Origin of the sequence: Bacteroides sp. PHL 2737 (genome assembly GCF_004115325.2) — a bacterium.
In the GTDB taxonomy this organism is placed as follows: Bacteria; Bacteroidota; Bacteroidia; order Bacteroidales; family Bacteroidaceae; genus Bacteroides; species Bacteroides hominis.
The window spans coordinates 4,409,575-4,427,610 of the sequence record NZ_CP040630.1 but is presented as its reverse complement, the minus strand read 5'-3'; the positions used below and the strand labels follow the sequence as shown (position 1 = coordinate 4,427,610).

At 43.7% G+C, this 18,036-nt stretch carries 19 protein-coding genes and 2 tRNA genes; 13 read left to right on the top strand and 8 right to left on the bottom strand.

Annotation, left to right across the window (positions count from 1 at the left end; all coding sequences use genetic code 11):
- Window positions 1–54: 54 nt before the first annotated feature.
- Complete coding sequence (locus DBK98_RS18410) at window positions 55–327, top strand: DUF1294 domain-containing protein (RefSeq protein WP_032535829.1); 273 nt, start codon at window positions 55–57, stop codon at window positions 325–327.
- Window positions 328–523: 196 nt separating this feature from the next.
- Here DBK98_RS18410 and DBK98_RS18405 read toward each other — a convergent pair whose 3' ends face one another.
- The gene (locus DBK98_RS18405; protein WP_232307366.1) at window positions 524–1,411 is read right to left on the bottom strand and encodes a DUF3276 family protein; all 888 of its coding nucleotides are present in this window, start codon (window positions 1,409–1,411) and stop codon (window positions 524–526) included.
- Window positions 1,412–1,649: 238 nt separating this feature from the next.
- Here DBK98_RS18405 and DBK98_RS18400 point away from each other — a divergent pair, with 238 nt between their 5' ends.
- The gene (locus tag DBK98_RS18400) at window positions 1,650–2,042 is read left to right on the top strand and encodes a (deoxy)nucleoside triphosphate pyrophosphohydrolase (RefSeq protein WP_005807306.1); all 393 of its coding nucleotides are present in this window, start codon (window positions 1,650–1,652) and stop codon (window positions 2,040–2,042) included.
- A gap of 24 nt (window positions 2,043–2,066) precedes the next feature.
- Here the strand turns inward: DBK98_RS18400 and DBK98_RS18395 are convergent, their stop codons facing one another.
- The 5 genes from DBK98_RS18395 to DBK98_RS18375 form a co-directional block, all read right to left on the bottom strand.
- Window positions 2,067–2,552, bottom strand: a complete 486-nt coding sequence (locus tag DBK98_RS18395; RefSeq protein ID WP_005807304.1) for a DUF2867 domain-containing protein — start codon at window positions 2,550–2,552, stop codon at window positions 2,067–2,069.
- Between the two features lie 78 nt (window positions 2,553–2,630).
- Window positions 2,631–3,362, bottom strand: coding sequence for an alpha/beta hydrolase (locus tag DBK98_RS18390; protein ID WP_005807303.1), 732 nt, complete (start codon window positions 3,360–3,362; stop codon window positions 2,631–2,633).
- 29 nt (window positions 3,363–3,391) lie between these two features.
- The gene (locus tag DBK98_RS18385; protein WP_005820903.1) at window positions 3,392–3,985 is read right to left on the bottom strand and encodes a type 1 glutamine amidotransferase family protein; all 594 of its coding nucleotides are present in this window, start codon (window positions 3,983–3,985) and stop codon (window positions 3,392–3,394) included.
- Between the two features lie 43 nt (window positions 3,986–4,028).
- Window positions 4,029–4,868 carry a formamidopyrimidine-DNA glycosylase gene (locus DBK98_RS18380; protein WP_005807300.1) on the bottom strand — a complete coding sequence of 280 codons (840 nt, stop codon included), beginning with the start codon at window positions 4,866–4,868 and terminating at the stop codon, window positions 4,029–4,031.
- A 348-nt stretch (window positions 4,869–5,216) separates the two neighbouring features.
- Window positions 5,217–6,164: a GyrI-like domain-containing protein gene (locus tag DBK98_RS18375; RefSeq protein ID WP_032535799.1), complete on the bottom strand. Its 948-nt coding sequence runs from the start codon at window positions 6,162–6,164 to the stop codon at window positions 5,217–5,219.
- Window positions 6,165–6,313: 149 nt separating this feature from the next.
- On the opposite strand from DBK98_RS18375, the gene DBK98_RS18370 reads away from it, so the two are divergent.
- The 5 genes from DBK98_RS18370 to DBK98_RS18350 all read left to right on the top strand — a co-directional run bounded on the left by DBK98_RS18370 (window position 6,314) and on the right by DBK98_RS18350 (window position 12,102).
- Window positions 6,314–7,120, top strand: coding sequence for a helix-turn-helix domain-containing protein (locus DBK98_RS18370; protein WP_032535800.1), 807 nt, complete (start codon window positions 6,314–6,316; stop codon window positions 7,118–7,120).
- A gap of 105 nt (window positions 7,121–7,225) precedes the next feature.
- Window positions 7,226–7,591, top strand: coding sequence for a VOC family protein (locus tag DBK98_RS18365; protein WP_005780096.1), 366 nt, complete (start codon window positions 7,226–7,228; stop codon window positions 7,589–7,591).
- Window positions 7,592–7,633: 42 nt separating this feature from the next.
- The gene (locus DBK98_RS18360; protein ID WP_022012416.1) at window positions 7,634–8,455 is read left to right on the top strand and encodes a helix-turn-helix domain-containing protein; all 822 of its coding nucleotides are present in this window, start codon (window positions 7,634–7,636) and stop codon (window positions 8,453–8,455) included.
- A gap of 209 nt (window positions 8,456–8,664) precedes the next feature.
- Window positions 8,665–9,072, top strand: a complete 408-nt coding sequence (locus DBK98_RS18355) for a pyridoxamine 5'-phosphate oxidase family protein (protein WP_005780089.1) — start codon at window positions 8,665–8,667, stop codon at window positions 9,070–9,072.
- 954 nt (window positions 9,073–10,026) lie between these two features.
- On the top strand, window positions 10,027–12,102 hold the full coding sequence (locus DBK98_RS18350) for a DUF262 and DUF1524 domain-containing protein (protein WP_005807282.1): 2,076 nt from the start codon (window positions 10,027–10,029) through the stop codon (window positions 12,100–12,102).
- A 244-nt stretch (window positions 12,103–12,346) separates the two neighbouring features.
- Here the strand turns inward: DBK98_RS18350 and DBK98_RS18345 are convergent.
- Both DBK98_RS18345 and DBK98_RS18340 read right to left on the bottom strand, forming a co-directional pair.
- Window positions 12,347–12,420: transfer RNA gene (locus tag DBK98_RS18345), tRNA-Asp, on the bottom strand.
- Between the two features lie 31 nt (window positions 12,421–12,451).
- Window positions 12,452–12,525: transfer RNA gene (locus tag DBK98_RS18340), tRNA-Asp, on the bottom strand.
- A gap of 349 nt (window positions 12,526–12,874) precedes the next feature.
- Between DBK98_RS18340 and hisH the strand changes: the two genes are divergently transcribed.
- The 6 genes from hisH to DBK98_RS18310 all read left to right on the top strand — a co-directional run bounded on the left by hisH (window position 12,875) and on the right by DBK98_RS18310 (window position 17,925).
- Complete coding sequence (hisH, locus tag DBK98_RS18335; RefSeq protein WP_005780065.1) at window positions 12,875–13,465, top strand: imidazole glycerol phosphate synthase subunit HisH; 591 nt, start codon at window positions 12,875–12,877, stop codon at window positions 13,463–13,465.
- A 39-nt stretch (window positions 13,466–13,504) separates the two neighbouring features.
- Window positions 13,505–14,224, top strand: a complete 720-nt coding sequence (gene hisA, locus DBK98_RS18330; RefSeq protein WP_022011221.1) for a 1-(5-phosphoribosyl)-5-[(5-phosphoribosylamino)methylideneamino]imidazole-4-carboxamide isomerase — start codon at window positions 13,505–13,507, stop codon at window positions 14,222–14,224.
- Between the two features lie 118 nt (window positions 14,225–14,342).
- On the top strand, window positions 14,343–15,095 hold the full coding sequence (hisF, locus tag DBK98_RS18325; RefSeq protein ID WP_005807011.1) for an imidazole glycerol phosphate synthase subunit HisF: 753 nt from the start codon (window positions 14,343–14,345) through the stop codon (window positions 15,093–15,095).
- 184 nt (window positions 15,096–15,279) lie between these two features.
- Window positions 15,280–15,891, top strand: a complete 612-nt coding sequence (hisIE, locus tag DBK98_RS18320) for a bifunctional phosphoribosyl-AMP cyclohydrolase/phosphoribosyl-ATP diphosphatase HisIE (RefSeq protein ID WP_005780060.1) — start codon at window positions 15,280–15,282, stop codon at window positions 15,889–15,891.
- Complete coding sequence (locus DBK98_RS18315; RefSeq protein ID WP_005780058.1) at window positions 15,876–16,574, top strand: cell division ATP-binding protein FtsE; 699 nt, start codon at window positions 15,876–15,878, stop codon at window positions 16,572–16,574. The genes hisIE and DBK98_RS18315 overlap by 16 nt, the downstream gene beginning before the upstream one ends.
- A gap of 31 nt (window positions 16,575–16,605) precedes the next feature.
- Window positions 16,606–17,925 carry an aspartate kinase gene (locus DBK98_RS18310; protein WP_005807007.1) on the top strand — a complete coding sequence of 440 codons (1,320 nt, stop codon included), beginning with the start codon at window positions 16,606–16,608 and terminating at the stop codon, window positions 17,923–17,925.
- The last annotated feature ends 111 nt before the right edge of the window (window positions 17,926–18,036 follow it).

Below are 18,036 nucleotides of genomic sequence, written 5' to 3'. Positions count from 1 at the left end.
CGGGCTTGATTAAAAATGCGTATCTTTGCCGGCGAATTAAAAAAGAGCCAACCGTTGAAGTTACTTATCTTATATCTGGTAATCGTGAACACCGTTTCTTTTGTTATGTACGGTATCGATAAACGGAACGCATCCCGAAAACGATGGCGTACTCCCGAAGTCCACCTGCTGGGAATAGCCGTAGCGGGAGGGTCGTTAGGTGCATGGGCAGGGATGTATACGTTTCGGCATAAGACACGGCATCTTAAATTTAAGTATGGTATACCGGTAATTGGGGTATTGCAGGTGGGGATGGCGGTATATTATTTCTTGTCAGAATTCATATAGGGACGAATGTCTTTTAAGAGTGATTCTAAATACATTTGCAATGTCCTTTACTGTGTTTTTCCACTCGATTCTCTTCTATGCCTTTGGAATTGCTGACTACTTTTTCTATCATTTTTTTACAGTGTCACATTTGTAAAACCCTTTTCTCTCTACCCGTATTTAATAAGAGATGTCGTTTTAAAACCAGATAATATCATTATCTTAATTTAATTCCCAGTTTTTGTAATCTGGAACGTATCGCTCCGTCATTCCGTTCGAATATCTCTGTCAGTTCGTTAATGGTTTTGCCTTCCGCATACAACCGGAGAAGATAATCATCTGCACTCTTTTCCCATGGCAAATAGGCGTTGCCATACTCTTCTCTTTTGAAACTAAGAGTCTGTTTTTGCTTTATAGGGTTCAATCCCCAATATTCAATAGCTCGGTCTAATTCTTGTTTGAACTGGAGTATTTCATCCTTGTTGATGAAAATCGTTTCTCTGTGGAAACCCTTATTTCCTTGATGTTTACTTTGGGTAATTTTTAGATATTCTTGTCCGCTTAAGTCCTGTTTAATATCTAAAAAGAGTTCTCCTCCTTTTGTGGATGTCCTATAGGTTATAACATCACTGTCTGCCGCTCTCTCCATAAGGGTAGGTTCTGTCGGCAGGTAATTCGAATTGTGTAAAAATGTAATGTTTGTTTTTCCGCTAATTTGTCTGTCGATATTTCCTCCTGGTTTACAATAACCGATTATAACATGGTCCGCAAATGAAAGTATTATTTCATTCCGGTCATAGGCTGATTGATGATTAATTCTGTGTACCTGGCTATTACAGGCAGTTACTATCAATAGCCTCTTCTCTTTGAGTGCCAACTTAATATGATTACTCCATTCTTCTTTCATGCTTTCAGCCAGTACCAGAATGACTGGTATTTTCTTCTCCAATAGTATATTAAAGACCTCTTGTTCCATTTTTGAATGATTTCCGCAAAGGATGCAATCTCTTTCCGGTAATAATTGATTTGCCCAGCGATAAATAGATGCTGTTTTATTTTCAGGTACTTGCCGGGAACATAAGAAAGCAATTTTCTTCTTCGACATGAGTGCACTGTTACCTGATTGGTAGAGTTGGGGAGTGGTGTTCATTTTATATGCTGATAATTGTTTTTCAATGTATTAATTGTTAATTGTCTTATCGTTATGGGACTTACATTCCGGTGATTAACAAAGGTAGGGAAAATATTTAAGATTAGTCTTTATTACTTTTAATTTCCTCCTTTCCCACATTCTTTTATTACTTTTGCATCCATTATCTTCGAAACCCAATACCGCAGTCATTATGAAAAGTATAGAAGTCGTAGCAGCCGTTATCAGATCTGGAGGAAAATATCTTTGTGTACAACGGGGACGGACTAAATTTTCATATACTTCTTTCAGGTACGAATTTCCGGGTGGAAAAGTGGAGAAAGGTGAATCTTTGCAGGAAGCACTTCAAAGAGAAATTATGGAAGAAATGGATTATACTATTGAAGTGGGAGAGAAGCTTTTGACAGTCCATCACATCTATCCTGATTTCGAAATTACGATGCACGCTTTTCTATGTCATCCTATCGGAGAGCAATATGTATTGAAAGAACATATTGCTGCACAGTGGCTCTTTCCTGGAGAGATGGTAACATTGGACTGGGCGGAAGCGGATAAACCGGTAGTAAAAAAGATTTCGGAACAATAAAAAAATATGTTTAATTACGTGATATCAAGATGCTTCTCTCTCCAGAGATATAAGTTTATACCTTTTTTCTACTCTCTCCAATAATGATCGAATAATAACTTTATGGAAAGGACGAACCACGAAAAAGTAGAGTTTTCCCAAACGGTTGTGGTATTTGACTATCGTGGTGATTCGTAAAGTTTGGCTGTTGGCTTCGGAAACCTTACACCAAAGGGATACGTAGAAAGTCAAGTGTTTATCGGACATACCAAAGATTATTTCGTGTTGATTTCTTTCACACTCCATATCCGTGATTCGTCTGTTTGTATTGAGCCCGAAAGGCTTGACTATACTATTTCTTACTTTTAGAAGCCGGATAATCCAGGAGGGTAGTTGGTTAAAAGCTATATCTGCAAACTCGTCAGTGGAGATTGCATTCTTATTATGCAACTCTTTTGAAAAGGAGTCATAATAATCTGCCGGAAGATAGTTCTCAATTAGGCTGTCTGGATTAGTTTCTTGTTGCTTCATAGATCTGATTTCTTATGATTATGGGTTTTATTGTATCATGGTACGTCATGGTGTATTATATAATATCATGAAAATTAATTAGTTATTTAAGAACATATATATGTGTCGGTTAATAAGATCGTGTTGTTCTGCCGATCCGTTTTCTCCCATGTTACTGTGTGTAACTCCATCCAGTCGCACAACTTCTATTCGAAATTTCTGTTGCTCCTCGCTGGTTGGGAGTACGCCCGGATCAGCATCATAATCGCACCCTCTCAACGTGTATATCCGTGGCTTTTGTGTTCTTGGGATTATCATTCTCCGGTGGTCCATTGAGATAGCTTTCATTATCAGTTCCGGATGATTTGTTGCGGTGAGCATGGTTATATCACCTCCGTTTGAATGACCTATCACACAAAGTTTCTCCCATTGCAGGTTCGGTTTTAGCTTCTTAAACTCCCGGATTGTAAAGAGAATATTTTCTTCTCCTCTTTTCCAGTTAGGCATACGGGTTTCCATAAAATTTCCTTCCATAGCCAAAAGAGGATCATCGGACAATTCATGTTGGATACTTATCACATAATATCCTTTTTCTGCCAAAAAACGAGTCAGATATGAATAACTCTGGTTCGATTTATCGTTCTTGTTTCCGTCATATCCATGGTTGAATATAATGACTCCGGTCCTGGCGCTTTCTTTTTTTGGCCGGTAAACAGCTACCGGCACTATCCGGTTACGTCTTGAATCAAACAGGCTGGTTGTGAATTCTGTTTGTGCGTACACTTCTGCCAATGAGAGTAAAAGAAGCAGTATGGTGAATCCTTTTTTCATGTTGTCCCGTATGCTTGATGAACATGTTGCTATCTCACAAGTCCATTCTTACTGAAATCATAAAATGCTTCGATCTTTTCCTCCGTATCGGCTTTCAATGCTAATAGCAACTCACGGGTGAATTCCAGATAACCGGTACCGTTTGCCGTAACTATGTTCTTATCACCGACAGCTTGCTTTTCCAGGTAACCATCTTCGTTGGTATATCGTTCTCCGCCCCACTGTTTGAGCACGGCAAGGGTGTTTCCGGTATGCTTAACATTGTTTAGGAAGCCATGGGCGCACAGAAATGAAGCAGCGTTGCAGATACCGCCAATCACTTTCCCTTTTTCAAAAGCATTTTGCACGATGGGGAATACACGTTCTGCTTCAGGAGATTGCCATTGCATACCACCAATTAGGACCAAGGCAGCATAATCGGAAGGAAGGTTGTCGAAACTGTAGTCCGGCAGAGTACGGAAACCACCCAAAGAGCAGACCGGATCCAAAGTGGGGGCTACTGTTTTGACTACGTACTTGATTTCACTGCCCGGCATTAGTCCGGAATGAAGGGACGCTGCTACGAAAGCACTTTCCCAATCGGCATACTCGTTGAGAATGATAAATAATACTTCTTGTTTCATTGTTTTTTTTTGTTTTTATAATTGAATAGTGACTGTGAGGGGCTTATTTCATTACCTGGCATCCCCTGCAATAATAAATGCTTCCTCCCAGATAGTTCTCTTTCACAATGGTTTCACCACATTTGGGGCACGCATGTCCCGCTGTATTTTTTGACAGGGAGGCTACATATTGCCCGGGAACTCCAAACAAATCAGTTTCGGTGCTTCGTCCGCCCAGGCGGTAGATATCTTGTAGTGTCTCTTTCACTTGTTCGTACATTTTCTCCTTTTCCTCTGCGCCCAGTTTGTCGATCTTTGTTTTTGGATGGATATGCGCATGGTACAGGATGTCTTGCAATACTCCGTTGCCCAGTCCGGGAATTGTCTGTTCCGTGGCCAGAAAAGCTTTTGCCGATTTCTTCTGTGCATCCGGCGCATTTACCAATCCAAGAAAGTACTCCTTGTCAAAGGCGTCCGACATCACTTGTGGCTTTGTTCTGGCCGTTTCGTAATAGGCGGCCAATGGTGCGTCAAAATGCCCTCGGGTAAAGCACAACAGTGCTCCGTACATCCGTACAGATGCTAACAGGCAACTTTCGTCATCGAATGCCACCAGCAGTTGATGTTTGGAGGGTAACTTCGCTCCCGGTTCGAAATAACGAAGATTGACCCCGTCTGTCAAAACCAACATCGTGTCTCCAGCCGTTAGTTCGACCATTCCGCCTTGTGGGCAGGCTTTGTCAATGGTCTTGCCAACCAGGCGTTCGGCACACTCTTCCGGTTTACCATAAAACCAAGCAAATTTATGTGGTGTATATTGGGCGAATATATCCGTGATTCGTTTGCCGCATACGGTTTTGTTCAGTTGCTCGCACAGCAGGCGAGCTTCGGGAGCTTCTATCATGGGCGAAAGGATTAAAAGGTTTATAGATGCACAAAGATACGATTCTTTTAAAAAAAAGAGAATATAATAGGAAAATAAGGCAGCGTTACTTATAACGCTGTAAGTCGAAACATACTAATTCCCTTGCTTGCATCTAATATTATTAAGTAGTTAATCAAGATTAGCTGAATCTATTAGAAGTATAATTTATTGGTCTTTAATATTATACTCAAATTAATATTGATAACTAAATATGCATTGGTACTTAATATATTCATATTTAAACAAGGGAATTATCCTTAAAAAGGCTTCAATCTATAAGATTCTTAAATTCTACTTTAAGGTAGTCTTCCATACCTTTCTTTTGATCTATAATGGTTTTACCGGTATGCAGATGTCAACAATGTGTTTCTTTTGCGGATGGGTGGTGTAGTCGTTGTGGTACAATTCATACGCACGTCCATCTCCTTGCTGGTAGCCGCTTTCGGTGAACCAATGGCACATGGTGTTCCATGCCTTCTGAAACTCGTCCATTCCAAGTTCGAAATGCCCGACTGCATACTGACCGCCCGGAATCGTCATTTTACCGATTTCGCCTTCTACCTTCACCTCTTTGTCGACAATGATGCAGGCACTTTGCCTGATTTTGTCTTCATCGGTGATCGAAGGATCGTCGTGTGTGACGGTAGCGGTTTTAGTAACATTAGGCGTGTACAATCCCCTGGGTGTTGCCCATTGTCCCAATTTTGCGTAAGCCTGGCCAATCAGGTGGAACGGGCCGATGTGGCGGCAATAGATCGCCTTCATTTCCGGCATTTCTTTTACTTCTACAATTGATTCCATAAAATATAGTTGTTTTAGTTTTACACCGCAAAGGTCGAAATTTGCCACTGCACTGTGTGTTATATTCTTGCGGATCGCTTGCCCGTTCTTGCTAAATAGGTTTCCTTCGAATACATAGACCGGCTTATCCGTTCGGCTGAACTGGGTAGGGGTGATGCCGAAATACTTTTTGAAGGTCCGGCAGAACAGGGATGTACTGCCGAAACCGCAGCTGTAAGCAATCTCGGTGATGGACGGGAAGGGATCTTTCTGTAATTTCCATGCTGCCTTCTCCACCCTGAGACGCTGGATGTAGTCGGTCGGTGTTTCACCTATCAGAAAGGTAAATATCCGGTGGAAATGAAAGGGTGAAAAGTTGGCAACGGCAGCGATGTCTTTCAGTTCGATCGGTTGCTCCAGGTTCTGGTCGATGAAATCCATCACCCTATTAATCCTGGAATGATATTCTATCCTGCTTCTTTCTTGTATATTCATGCCTGTTTGTTTTGGTGGGCAAAAGTACGTTCTAAATATCAGCTGCGTTTGTCCATTCTTGCTTTTCTTTGTCTCTTTTTTCCTATCCCTTCTTTTTCCCGTCCCTTATCTTTGCCGCGATGATCTAAAAAACAATATATTTGTAGTCTATGCAATCATTCAGAATCATAAAACCTGCTGCGTCACTCGTCCCTTATGTCCGGCATTACTGGGTATTGAGCGACGATGCGCTTGCGCCGGTATCCGAACGGACGTTACCCGTGGGGTGCGTCCAGATGGTCTTTCACCGGGGACGCCAACTGCTTTCGCTGACCGAAGGCCGGTTGCAACCCTCTTCTTTCATCAGCGGGCAGGCGTTCGGCTATTCCGATGTCGAGTCTACGGGGATGCTGGAGATGATTGTAGTCGTTTTTCAGCCCTTTGCCGCAAAAGCTTTCCTTCACATGCCTGTTAGCGAGTTTCGTGGGATGAATGTAAATACCGAAGAGACGGACGATCCTCAGCTGGTTGATCTGGGCAGGCGGGTAGCCGATATGCCGGATCAGGCGGCGTGCATCCGCCTGATAGAAAAGTTTCTGTTAAGCCGTCTCTACGCTTTTTCCGAATACAACCTGAAGCGGGTTTCGACCGCTTTGGAGGCGGTAACCCTCCATCCGTACATCCGTACGGCACAACTGGCGGACGTAGCCTGCCTGAGCAATAAGCAGTTTGGGCGGGTGTTTGCGGAGTATGTAGGCGCTACTCCCAAGGAGTTTCTGCGCATTGTGCGGATGCAGCGGGCGTTGTACACCCTGCAATGCCAGCCGGGCATTTCGTTTGCGCAACTGGCCTACGAATGTGGCTTTTTCGACCAATCGCACATGATTAAGGAGTTCAAACTCTTCTCGGGATATACTCCGGCGGAATACTTAGCTGTTTGCGCTCCTTATTCCGATTATTTTTCCGTGGAGGAATGATGTCTGTTTTTTACTATCCGGGGCGGGTGCATTGCCCTACTTTTGCGGTGTGCTTGGGAGACGTGACTTCCGGCATACAGTATTCATCTTATTAATATAAAGAAAATGGAAAAGTTTATTGCGTTTTTTGAGATTCCGGCGGCAGATTTCCACCGGGCGGTAGGATTTTATGAAACAGTGTTGGACATCAAATTGGCGGTCTCGGAGTATGAAGAGGAGAAGATGGCCTGCTTCATGGAGCAGGGCGAAGCGGTGGGAGCGGTGTCGTGGGCACCCGATTTCCTGCCTTCGGAGCGGGGAACATTGATTCACTTCTATTGCGAAGAGATCGGCAAGTCGCTGGAACGTGTTCTGCAGAAAGGCGGGAAAGTCATTATCCCTGAGACGAAGATTGACGCTGAAGGCAGGGGACATTTCGCTGTTTTTGCCGATAGCGAAGGAAACCATATCGGTTTGTATTCGGATAAATAGCAGGTGTGAGTGATTCTCACTATATTTGCCCGAAATTGAAGTATGTATAGAGAATATCAACCTTGTGGACTGCTGGCTCCTTACGTCGATAAAATCTGGGAGTTCAAAGGAAGTCCTGAGTATGGGATGCGTATCAACGTCCTGCCGGACGGGTGTACCGATTTGATTTTCGCTTTGGGCGGGATAACACAACCGGTAGGCAACGAAGGGCGGATCATGCCGTCTTGCCGTTCGTTTTTCGTGGGACCGATGAAACGTTATTCGGAGTTGGTTGCGTATACCGAAACGGTTCACATGGTTGGTATTCGTTTTCATCCTTGCGGATTATTCCGATTCATGGACTTGCCCGTGCAGGAGTTGGCCGGTCAGCGGATCGGCAGTGCCGACTTGGGAATCAAGCTGTTCGATGATTCGTTTACAGAGCGACTCTACGAGCTTCCGGATTTGCGGAGCAGGATTCAGTGTATTGAGACAGTATTGGTGCGGTCGATGTACAAGCACGATGTAGTGGACAAACAGATTGTTTTTGCGGTAAACCACATTCATTTGTACCACGGTCAGCGGGAGATCCGTTTGCTGGCAGAAGATGCCTGTTTGTGTCAACGGCATCTGGAACGGAGGTTCAAGCTGTTTACCGGATTTACCCCTAAAGAATACAGTCGGATTGTGAAGTTCAGGCAGGCGATCGATCTGCTGAAAAGTACGACGGAGGCAAATAACCTGCTCTCGGTAGCGGTGAATGCCGGATATTACGATGTTTCGCACTTCCTGAAAGAGGTCAAGACGTTGTCCGGCGGGACGGCAGAATCATTCCTCTCTCCGACCTTACCGCAAGAGGGGCTGCTGACGTATATTGAGAAATAAAATATCGGTTGGGTGATAAAGGAAATCTCCTTTAGAAAAGCGTTTCGGATTTAGTTTCGGGTACAGGCATTGTATCGCGAGCGTAAAATAAACTATGTCTGTAAGAAATTTAGTCTGCTTCTTATTCTGTAAAAGTCGTTTTTTTACAACGCCGGGGTAGGTGGGCAAGCTTATATTTGCAGGGATTATCAATCTAAATATCATATACAATGAAGTCATTAAACGAAAGAGCAGCAGATTTGCTGCAAGGTTGTGAAACGGTAATACTCAGTTCAGTCAATCAAGAGGGATATCCCCGCCCTGTCCCTTTGAGCAAGATTGCTTCGGAAGGTATTTCTGAGATTTGGATGGCAACCGGAGAACATTCTGTGAAAACGAAAGATTTCCGGAGCAACCCGAAAGCGGGTCTTTGTTTCTACGAACAAGGGAATAGCGTTGCCCTGACGGGTGAAGTGGAGGTAGTGACAGATGCCGGACTCAAACAGAAGTATTGGCAAGACTGGTTTATCGCCCATTTTCCAAAGGGACCGACTGATCCGGAATACGTTTTACTGAAGTTCCGTTCTGAGCATGCCACGTTCTGGATCGACGGACAATTCGTCCATCGGAACATTTAACCCGTTACTCTGTATTCTGCTTCTTTTATGGTAAATCTTTTAGCTTCTGAGAGGTAGGTACAAAAAAAACGGTACTTCGATTCACATCGCAGCACCGTCACAACACAAACACAAAATAAAACACGACAAAACTACTATGCAATCTTACCTGTCTATGCCGGGGAGGCATACGGTGCGACTATTATGGATATTCCCATAGGCATAAAGCGCTTCAGGCCGATTTGCATAATTATAAACGCAGAAGAAATCAATTTTGTTCAGGAGTGAGCAAAAAAAATGTATTTTTTTCGAGTTATATGTATTTTCCCAAGTCTATGGCCGGCTCTCAATAGGCTATAACCGTGTATCGGGCACATTCAATAGAATCGCGTAGTTTGTTCGGTTCACATGGATATCTTTTAGTAAAGTGATGGAATATGTTTCAACCGTATTTCCCTGTGTTTCCTCTTTTTGCCTGATGACAAAAGATACATCCTTAGTTTTACTGACCAGTACTAACAATTCGATTAAGTGACGTAAATATTTGCTGCTGATCCAGATATTCTCTCGATGTATCTTATTATACTGATTGATTAGTAAATTTTTTGTTATTAAATATCGGTAATAGAATATTCTGAGTTAAGAATCAATCGATTGGATGATTTTCTTCTCAGAGTATCTATCAATATTGTCTACGAACAAGAAGATTCTCAAGTCCTTCGTGCACTTGTCCCGTGTTTTAATCAGAGTTTTAAGTTCCTTTTTAAATTTTGTAGTTTTATCATGGAAACTGACTTCCTTGTTCAATTGTGGACAATCATTAAGCTCTGTCTCTATTATGTTCAATCAAAGGTAGTGAGAAATATTATTGGTCAATGAACGGACAAAAACAGGAAACTATTGATAATTTTCCTATTTTATTCTCTTATAATCGGGAAAAAGAATACTTTTGTTATTGTAAAATAAGCATAATCTATGAAAGCATCTTCCAATAATCTTTTAAGCATCATAAAGGGACCACGACAGTTTGTGATTCCCATTTATCAGCGTACATACAGTTGGCAACTGGTTCAATGCAATCAATTGTTGAATGATATTTTGCGTATTAGCAACGATTCTGCCGTGCAGGGGCACTTTATCGGTTCTATCGTTTATTTTCAGGAGAGTATACATACAGTGTCCGATGTGCCTAAACTTCTGGTTATTGATGGACAGCAGCGCTTGACCACCGTCTCTTTGCTGATAGCGGCTATTGCCGATTTTATAAAAGAGAATGCAGTAGAGATAGATACCAGCTTCACTAAACTTCAGAACTATTATCTGATTAACCCGGAAGAAGATAATGAATTGCGGTATAAACTTCTGCTGACCCGCAGAGATAAAGATACCTATATAAATTTATTGAAGGGGATTCCTCAGTCCGAGGGGATGTCACAACGCATCATTGAAAACTATGACTTCTTTAAAAGTAAGATAAACAAGGAGAATGTGGTAGCTATTTATAGCGGGGTACAGCGACTGTTTGTTGTGGATGTGGCTCTTGAAAAGGAGAAGGACAACCCACAATTGATATTTGAAAGTATGAACAGTACGGGACTTGATTTATCACAAGCCGACTTGATTCGCAATTACGTGCTGATGGGACAAGAAGTTCACTTGCAGACCTCACTTTATGAATCTTATTGGTATCCTATGGAACAAGGATATGGTAGTGAATATGCGGCGCTGTTTAATAGCTTCATGCGCGATTACTTATCAGTGAAGACAGGCACCATTCCTCGTATCGATATGGTGTACGATGCTTTCAAGGCCTATGTGATAGGGGGTAAAGCTCCCGATACGATCAGCGAAGTAGTCAAAGACATTTATACTTATTCCGGATATTACGTCAACATGGTGCTTCACAAAGAGCCGGATAAGCAGCTTTGCGGGGCTTTCAAACGCATCAGCCAGTTGAGGGTTGACGTTAGTTACCCGTTTTTATTACCGTTGTACAACGATTATGTCAACGAAGTTATCAGTAGGGACGAGTTCTACGAAGCTCTTTGTCTGGTTGAGAATTATGTGTTCAGACGCGCCATTTGCGGCATACCGACAAATAGCCTGAATAAGACGTTCGCTACTCTCTATAAGTCATTCGATAAAGCGAATTATATGGATGGCCTGAAAGCTGCATTCCTATTGCTGGATAGTTATAAGCGCTTTCCGAACGATACGGAGTTCACTACTTTCCTACAAACCAAAGATGTTTATAATTTCCGTAACAGGAACTACCTTTTAAATCGGTTGGAAAATTTTCAGCGTAAGGAGATGGTGAATATTTCTGATTATACCATCGAGCATGTTATGCCCCAAAATCCTAATCTATCACACGAGTGGCAAGAAATGTTAGGGGAAGGTTGGGTAGAAGTCCAGGGTAAATATTTACACACACTTGGTAATCTGACTCTGACTGGTTATAATTCGGAATTGAGTGATCGTCCGTTCCAAGAAAAGAAGAGTATGGAGGGAGGTTTCGACGATTCTCCTATTCGCCTCAATTCATATCTGAGGAAAATCAGTTCGTGGAACGAAGAGCAGATACTTGTGCGTGCAGGGCAATTGGCTGAGAAAGCTAAAGAAATATGGAGATTTCCGTTATTATCGCCGGAGACACTCGAAGTTTATAGATCTGCGGAGAGAGATTCTGCAGAGTATACGTTGGAGCACTATGAATATCTGAAAGGGGACATACTTACTCTGTTTCAGGCTTTGCGCAGAAGGATCATGAATATAGATCCTTCCGTAAAGGAGGAACTCAAGAAGTTGTATATTGCCTTTAAGGCTTATACTAATTTTGTGGATGTCGTGCCTCAGAAATCCCGGTTGCGTCTTTCTCTAAATGTAGCATTTGCAGATATACTTGATCCAAAAGGTTTGTGCAAAGATGTATCCAACTTGGGACGATGGGGCAATGGCGATGTAGAAGTCGGTATTTCGAATATGAATGAATTGGATGATATCATGGAGTTGATTCAACAAGCGTTTGATAAGCAAATGGAAGCGAACTGATTGTTTTTGTGCGTGATGTAGTCTGCTATGAATAACTTTTGTTCGGCATGTATTTAAATATGTTGGGCAAAAGTTATTTTTTAATTTCCGGATAGGTGGTTTGCTTTTGTATTAGTCGTGTCGGTTTTTGAATGCAATAAGGAAGGCTTTGGTGCTTTTAATTCTGTATTTTGATAGATATACTAAAAATCCTCTGTTTTCTTTGATAAAAGAGAGGATTATATAAAATTATTATTAATATCTGCGGTGCGTACGGGACTCGAACCCGTGACCCCATGCGTGACAGGCATGTATTCTAACCAACTGAACTAACGCACCAATTTTATTTTTTTTATTAAGATTTGAGATGCGGTGCGTACGGGACTCGAACCCGTGACCCCATGCGTGACAGGCATGTATTCTAACCAACTGAACTAACGCACCAGTATTTCATTTCTTAATCGCTATCTCTCTCGATTGCGGTTGCAAAGGTAGGCATTTTTCCGAAACCTGCAATAGCTGAACGAAAAGTTTTTTGAAAAAAATGAAGCGGTTTTGGCTTAGTTCCTCATTTTTAAGTCATTTAGTTTGAAAAAAAAGTGTGAAAAAATAATAGTGTAATTGGTCTCCTGTTTTCCTTCTGTTTTCCCTTTCGGATAATACTTATTCGTTTTATATGCCGAAAATCTTTCTATCTGTTATAAATCTATCTTTTAATTCAAACTTCTTGCTCCGATTTTTCGTGGTTTTGCAATAATTCGTTATTTTTGCGGACTAAATGTAGTACATTAAAATGAAAGTAGCAGTTATCAAATATAATGCAGGTAACATCCGTTCTGTGGACTATGCATTGAAACGCCTGGGAGTGGAAGCGGTGATTACCTCTGACAAAGAGGTGTTGAAAGCCGCTGATAAAGTGATCTTTCCCGGGGTGGGGGAGGCTGAGACTACTATGCTTCATCTCAAAGAGAGTGGTATGGACCGTTTCATTAAAGAACTCCGCCAGCCGGTATTGGGCATTTGTCTGGGCATGCAGCTGATGTGTCGTTTCTCCGAAGAGGGGAACGTCGGTTGCCTTGGGATTTTCGATACCGACGTGAAACGTTTTGTGCCCCGGAAACACGAGGATAAGGTACCCCACATGGGATGGAATACCATCGGTCAGTTGAAGAGTGACTTGTTCAAAGGATTCACCCGTGATGAATTTGTTTATTTCGTACATAGTTATTATGTACCCGTCAGTGAGTTTACGGCTGCCGAGACCGATTATATCCACCCTTTCAGTGCCGCTTTGCATAAAGATAACTTCTATGCCACCCAGTTTCATCCCGAAAAAAGTGGGGTGGCGGGTGAGAGAATTATAAAGAATTTCCTGGAACTCTGATTCCCCCGGAAGTTTAAACCGTTAATTGAGAACAGACAGATGATAGAATTAATTCCGGCCATTGATATTATCGATGGGAAGTGTGTACGCCTTTCCCAGGGAGATTATGATAGCAAAAAGGTATATAATGAAAACCCGGTGGAGGTTGCCAAGGAGTTTGAGGCCAACGGCATCCGGCGTCTGCACGTTGTGGATCTGGATGGTGCTGCTTCACATCATGTGGTCAACTACCGGACACTCGACCTGATAGCCAGCCGCACTTCGCTGATTATCGATTTCGGCGGTGGGCTGAAGAGCGACGAAGACCTGATAATCGCTTTTGAGAACGGGGCGCAGATGGTTACCGGCGGCAGTATAGCCGTCAGGAACCCTGATGTGTTTTGTCGTTGGATAGACCGTTACGGTAGTGAAAAAATCATTCTGGGCGCCGATGTCAAAGATCATAAGATAGCTGTCAACGGTTGGAAGGACGAAAGTGACTGTGAACTTTTCCCTTTTCTAAAAGATTATACGAAAAAGGGCGTTGAAAAGGTGATCTGTACCGACATCAGTTGTGACGGTATGCTGGCCGGACCTTCCCTCGAACTATATAAGGAGATACTGACAGAGCATCCCACCCTTTACCTGATAGCCAGTGGTGGAGTGAGCAGTGTGGCCGACATTGAAGCGTTGCACGAAGCCGGGGTGCCTGCCGTCATTTTCGGCAAGGCTCTTTACGAGGGGCGTATCACTCTTAAAGAGCTTCAGGCATTTATTTAACCACAGGGTAATGCGGAGTTTTACAGAGTTCTGTTTTCTCTAATCGTTGCACTCTTTGGAGTTCTGCGTAATTTTGTGGTCAACCATTAATCAAACGTAAAATCGTAAATATAGAATCGTGTTAGCAAAAAGAATTATACCTTGTCTCGATATCAAAGACGGGCAGACCGTGAAAGGGACGAATTTCGTAAACCTCCGCCAGGCCGGTGATCCGGTAGAATTGGGGCGTGCCTATAGCGAGCAGGGAGCCGACGAACTGGTGTTTCTTGATATTACCGCCAGTCATGAAGGGCGTAAGACTTTTGCCGAACTGGTCCGGCGGATTGCTGCCAATATCAGTATTCCTTTTACCGTTGGGGGAGGGATCAACGAACTGAGTGACGTAGACCGCCTGCTCAATGCCGGTGCCGACAAAATTTCCATTAACTCTTCCGCCATTCGCAATCCGCAGCTGATAGACGATATTGCCAAGCATTTCGGGTCACAGGTATGTGTGCTTGCTGTAGATGCCAGACAGACCGGAAACGGATGGAAGTGTTATCTCAACGGTGGGCGTATCGAGACTGACAAAGAACTGATGACGTGGACCAAAGAAGCTCAGGAGCGCGGAGCCGGTGAAGTGCTGTTTACCAGTATGAACCACGATGGAGTGAAGACCGGATACGCCAATGAAGCCCTGGCGGAGCTGGCTTCCCAACTCTCCATACCCGTTATCGCATCGGGCGGAGCAGGCCGGATGGAGCACTTCCGCGATGCTTTTACACTTGGTAAAGCAGATGCCGCACTGGCAGCCAGTGTTTTTCACTTCGGAGAAATTAAAATTCCCGAATTAAAATCGTATCTTTGCGGCCAGGGAATTACCGTCAGGTAGAAAGCGCGAGCTGAGGTTGAAGATTAAAAAACTGTGTAGAAACGAATCAAGTTCACCACAGAGTAACACAGAGGACACAGAGAATATTTTTCTCTTAGACATCCTAATAAACAAGAGATTAAAACTCTGTGTCCTCCGTGTCCTCTGTGGTGAACCAAAATCAAAACTATAATAAATAAGAACCATGGATTTAGATTTTGATAAAATGAACGGACTCGTTCCGGCTATCATACAAGACAACGACACCCGCAAGGTGCTGATGCTTGGCTTCATGAACAAGGAGGCTTACGAGAAAACTGTTGAAACCGGGAAAGTAACCTTTTTCAGCCGTACCAAGAACCGTTTGTGGACTAAAGGCGAAGAGAGCGGTAACTTTCTGAATGTCGTGTCTATCAAAGAAGATTGTGACAAAGACACTCTGCTGATTCAGGTAAATCCGGTCGGTCCGGTATGCCATACCGGAACTGATACTTGTTGGGGAGAGAAGAACGAAGAACCTGTCATGTTCCTCAAGTTGCTGCAGGATTTCATTGACAGACGTCACGAAGAGATGCCCGAGAAGTCCTATACCACCAGCCTGTTCGAGTCCGGTATCAACAAGATTGCCCAGAAGGTAGGTGAAGAGGCGGTAGAAACCGTGATCGAAGCCACCAACGGCACAGACGACCGTCTGATCTACGAAGGTTCCGATCTGATCTATCACCTGATTGTATTGTTGACTTCCAAAGGATACCGCATCGAAGATCTGGCACGCGAATTGCAGATAAGACATAGCGACTCATGGACGAAACACTGATTCACTATACCGACGTAGAGATACATCAGCAGGAACTCTGTGTGCTGAGCGATGTCAATCTGCAACTGCACAAAGGTGAGTTCGTTTACCTGGTGGGTAAAGTAGGCTCCGGCAAGACCAGTCTGCTCAAGACCTTCTATGGTGAGCTTGATGTGGCTTCCGGCGAAGCCGAAGTGCTTGGTTACCGGATGACATCCATCAAACGCAAGCACATTCCGCAGTTGCGGCGCAAGCTGGGCATTGTCTTTCAGGATTTCCAACTCCTCACCGACCGTACAGTGAACGACAACCTTGAATTCGTGCTTCGCGCTACCGGGTGGAAGAATAAACAAGAGATCAGGGAGCGCATCGCTGAGGTGCTCAACCTTGTCGGGATGGAGAATAAGGGCTATAAACTGCCTAATGAACTTTCGGGTGGCGAGCAGCAACGCATCGTGATAGCGCGTGCCGTGCTCAACTCGCCGGAGATTATCTTAGCGGACGAGCCTACCGGGAACCTCGATGTGGAGACTGGAAAGGCCATTGTCGAACTGCTGCACAACATCTGTCAGGCGGGATCATTGGTAGTGATGACCACCCATAATCTCCAGTTGGTTACCGAATATCCCGGACAGGTATACCGGTGTGCCGAACACCGCATTGTCAATGTGACGGACGAATTTGTGAAAAGAGAAAATAATTAATATACATACTAATTTTAACACAGTAACGAAAATGAAAGTTTTAAAGTTTGGAGGAACTTCCGTAGGCTCTGCACAGCGGATGAAGGAAGTGGCCAAATTGATTACCGATGGTGAAAGAAAGATTGTTGTCCTCTCGGCTATGTCGGGCACAACAAACACATTGGTGGAGATTTCCGACTATCTGTACAAGAAGAATCCGGAAGGTGCCAACGAGATTATCAATAAGCTGGAGGCTAAATATAAACAGCATGTTGACGAGCTTTACGCTACTGAGGAGTATAAACAGAAAGGGTTGGAGATCATAAAATCTCATTTCGACTATATCCGTTCGTACACCAAAGACCTCTTCACCCTGTTCGAAGAGAAAGTGGTGCTGGCACAGGGCGAGCTGATCTCTACCGCTATGGTCAACTACTACTTGCAGGAGTGTGGCGTGAAATCCGTATTGCTTCCGGCTTTGGAGTATATGCGTACAGATAAGAATGCGGAACCCGATCCTATCTATATTAAAGATAAACTTCAAGCACAACTGGAACTCTATCCGGATGCTGAAATTTACATCACCCAAGGCTTCATCTGCCGCAATGCTTATGGCGAGATTGACAACTTGCAGCGTGGTGGAAGCGACTATACCGCTTCACTGATCGGTGCCGCTATCCGTGCTTCCGAAATCCAGATCTGGACCGATATCGACGGTATGCACAACAATGACCCGCGCATTGTCGACAAAACAGCACCGGTGCGCCAGCTGCATTTTGAAGAAGCTGCCGAGTTGGCCTACTTCGGTGCCAAGATTCTGCACCCCACCTGTATTCAGCCTGCCAAATATGCCAACATTCCGGTCCGCCTGCTGAACACCATGGACCCTCTTGCGCCGGGCACACTGATCTCCAACGATACGGAAAAAGGTAAGATCAAAGCAGTAGCTGCCAAGGACAATATTACTGCTATCAAGATCAAGTCGAGCCGTATGCTGCTTGCTCACGGTTTCCTCCGCAAGGTGTTCGAGATCTTCGAGAGCTACCAGACTTCCATCGATATGATCTGTACGTCGGAGGTAGGAGTTTCCGTATCTGTCGACAATACCAAGCACCTCAACGAAATCCTGGACGACCTGAAGAAATACGGTACCGTTACAGTCGACAAAGACATGTGTATCATCTGCGTCGTAGGCGACCTGGAGTGGGAGAACGTAGGTTTCGAAGCCAAAGCGCTCGATGCTATGCGCGACATTCCCGTGCGTATGATTTCGTTTGGCGGTAGCAACTATAATATTTCCTTCCTGATTCGTGAGTGCGACAAGAAGGTTGCTTTGCAGTCGCTCAGCGATATGCTGTTCAACGGCAAATAGAAATGAATTAGGTTCACCACAGATTGCACAGATTAACACAGAACTTTTAATCTCGAAATATCAACGAGATAAATTGTTAATCTGTGAAAATCCGTGTAATCTGTGGTGATT